This window comes from Alienimonas chondri (assembly GCF_013036045.1).
GTDB classification, from domain to species: Bacteria; Planctomycetota; Planctomycetia; order Planctomycetales; family Planctomycetaceae; genus Alienimonas; species Alienimonas chondri.
The window spans coordinates 1-2,673 of the sequence record NZ_WTPX01000289.1 but is presented as its reverse complement, the minus strand read 5'-3'; the positions used below and the strand labels follow the sequence as shown (position 1 = coordinate 2,673).

Here is a 2,673-nt window from a genome sequence, read left to right as displayed (position 1 = left end):
TCCCCGCCCCTTTCGAGTCACCCACGGCGACGACCGGCAGCGGGCCGCCGACGTTCGCCCCGAACGCGGGGTGCGGCAAGAACCGGCCGGCGGTCGGTTCGACGGTCGCGACGACCGCCGAGCGGGGCCGGCGTTCCTCGCCGATCAGCCGCACGGACGCCGCGGCACCGTGGACGATCCGCGGGCGTTCGTCGGCGTCGGCAAGGGTCAGCACGCCGATCGAGCCGTCCACCGATAGCGACGCCAAGGTCCGGCCCGGACGGACCCAGACCCCCTCCAGGGCGGCCAGATCCTCCCCCGTCACCCGGCCGGCCACCGGAGCCTTTACCGTCAACCCAGCCAGCAGGGCGGTCAACTCGGACTGCTGCGACGCCAGCGCGGTCGCTTGCCGAGCTTCGACCTGCGCGGCGGCCAACTCGCCGCGGTGCAGGTGGCGCCGGCGACGGACGCGGGACGCTTCGAGATCCAGTTCCAACGCGGCGGCGCGGCGGGCGAGGTCTGGGTTTTCCAGTTCGAACAGCACGGTGTCTGCCTTCACCCACTCCCCCGGCTCGACGTGAACCGCCCGACACCACCCCCGCGGCCCGGAGTTCGCGACGGCCTTACCCGCCCGCCAGACCGGCCGGCCGAACCACAGCACGCCCGCGGGCGCGGCGACGATCAGCCCTGCCCCGTGCAGCAGTGCCGCGGCCCCGCCGATCAGCGAGACCCCGATGAACGCCCGCCAGATCCCCGCGAGCGGCCCGTAGATGCCCACGACCCACCGCCGCCACCCGCCGGCCTCTGTTGGACCGACGGCGTCGCCCAGCCCCGTTCCCCCGAGAAACACCCGCCGCCATGCCGCGGCCGTCATGCGACGCCCGCGGTCCGCGAGGTTGGGCACGCCGAGCAGATCGGCGAGGACGTGGTACCCGTCGAACCGCATCAGCGGGTTGAGGTTGAACAGCAGCGTGCCGACCCCCGCGGTGAGAATTAGATCCTGGCAGCGGTCCGCGACGATCCCCGGCGCGACCCGCGCCCAGACTAGGGCGGCGACCGCGGCGATCAGCAGTTCGACGTACACCCCCGCCAACGAGACGGCGATTCGCGGCCACTTCCCCGCGAACCGCCACGCGGCCGTCACGTCCGTGTACGGCAAGGGAATGAACAGGAGGAACAGCACCCCGGCCTTCCCCGTTCGCGCCCCGAACCGCCGGCAGGCCAGTCCGTGACCGAGTTCGTGCACGACTCGCAAACCGGCCCAACTGAAGGCGAGCCACGCCCATTCGTGCGGCCCGAACGCCGCCGGCGAGAACCCCGTGAATCGCCCCCACCCCGCAGCCAACTCGTAGCCGCCGGCCAGCAACGCCGCGCACCACAGCAGCGCCCCGATCGGACTGAACAGCCAGCCCAGCAGCGGCCGGCAGAGTTCCAGCAGCCGGTTCGGATCGAACAGCGGGACCGTCACCGCGATCGGGTCCAGCATCCGCAAGGCCGCGGTGCGGTCTTTCTTCTGCGCCTCCGCGATCACCCGGGCGGCGCGGTCGGTCCCCGGGGTGCCGGCGAGGCCGCTTTCGACGAGCCACCGGCAGACGTGGGCGGCCTCACGCTCGGTCAGCGCGTCGGCCCCGAGGCTTGCCGTCGCCGCCAGCGCCGCGCCCACCGTCGTGCGGCCGTCCAGCCGCGACAGGAATGCGTACTCCGCCGGTCCGACCCGGTGGAACGCCCCGGCGGCCTCGTCTTCAATCATGTGGAACCGCTCCCCGCCGGCGGTTCGCGGGGCGAACCGCAGGCCCGGCCGCAGCTTCGGGCGGAGTTCGAGGAACTCCGCCGTCTCTGCCAGCGCCGCGTCGGACGACGATTCGACGGATTCGGAATGAGCGTTCGTCTTCACCACCCCAGCCACCCGCCCAGCTTTTCCACGGGGCGGTGAAACAGCGTCCAGCCCAGCGCCCGCCGGCTGGCGGAGACCTCAGCAGCCCCCCGCACGCCCGGCCGCAGGTCGCCATCGGGATTTGGTACGGCGACCTCCGCCACGAAGGCCACGGCCGAATCGCGGACCTCCGCCGCCGGCCGGATGCGGTTCACCGTTCCCGTCACCGCGGCCCCGCCGGCGCCGTCCGGGCGGAGGGTGACGGCGGCGCCCTCGGACAGGTGCGGCAGGTCGTCGGGGGAGACCGCGACCTCGGCCCGCAGCACCTCCAGCGGGGCGACCTCGTACAGCGGCTGACCGACCGTCACCGGGGCGTTCGCCCCGCGATCGACCGCCGCGCTTAGCACGACGCCGGCCGTCCCGGCGATGATGTCGAGTTGTCCTTCTTTTCGCCGGAGCGTGGCGATCTTCAGGTCGAGCCGGCGGACGGCGAGATCGGCGAGCTGAAAATCCGTCACCTTCCCCGCCGCGAGGCGCCGGTCGCGGTCTTTGGCGTGACCGTCGCGTTCCGCCTCGGCGGCGGCGAGATCCCATCGCAGCTCACGCCCGTCCAGCCGGGCCAGCGCCGCGCCGGCCGCGACTCGGTCGCCGGGTTCGACAAGTCCCTCGGCGATCAGTCCGTCGAACGGAGCGGCGCTCACCCGGCGGGTCTGAGGGGCGAGCGTGAAGTCGGCGTGGAGGCGGTGCGGGACCGGGACGCACAGGGCCCCGATCGCCGCCGCTGCGCCCAGAATCGCGGCCCACAGCTTCGGCCCGCCGAC

2 protein-coding genes are annotated in these 2,673 nt (G+C 73.4%); both read right to left on the bottom strand.

Going from position 1 to position 2,673, the window contains the following annotated elements; translation table 11 throughout:
- The coding region (locus tag LzC2_RS22935; protein WP_171189991.1) for an efflux RND transporter periplasmic adaptor subunit at positions 1-1,873 on the bottom strand (1,873 nt) is incomplete at its 3' end.
- On the bottom strand, positions 1,870-2,673 hold an 804-nt coding region (locus tag LzC2_RS21060), incomplete at its 5' end, for an efflux RND transporter periplasmic adaptor subunit (protein ID WP_171189990.1). The genes LzC2_RS22935 and LzC2_RS21060, both read right to left, overlap by 4 nt.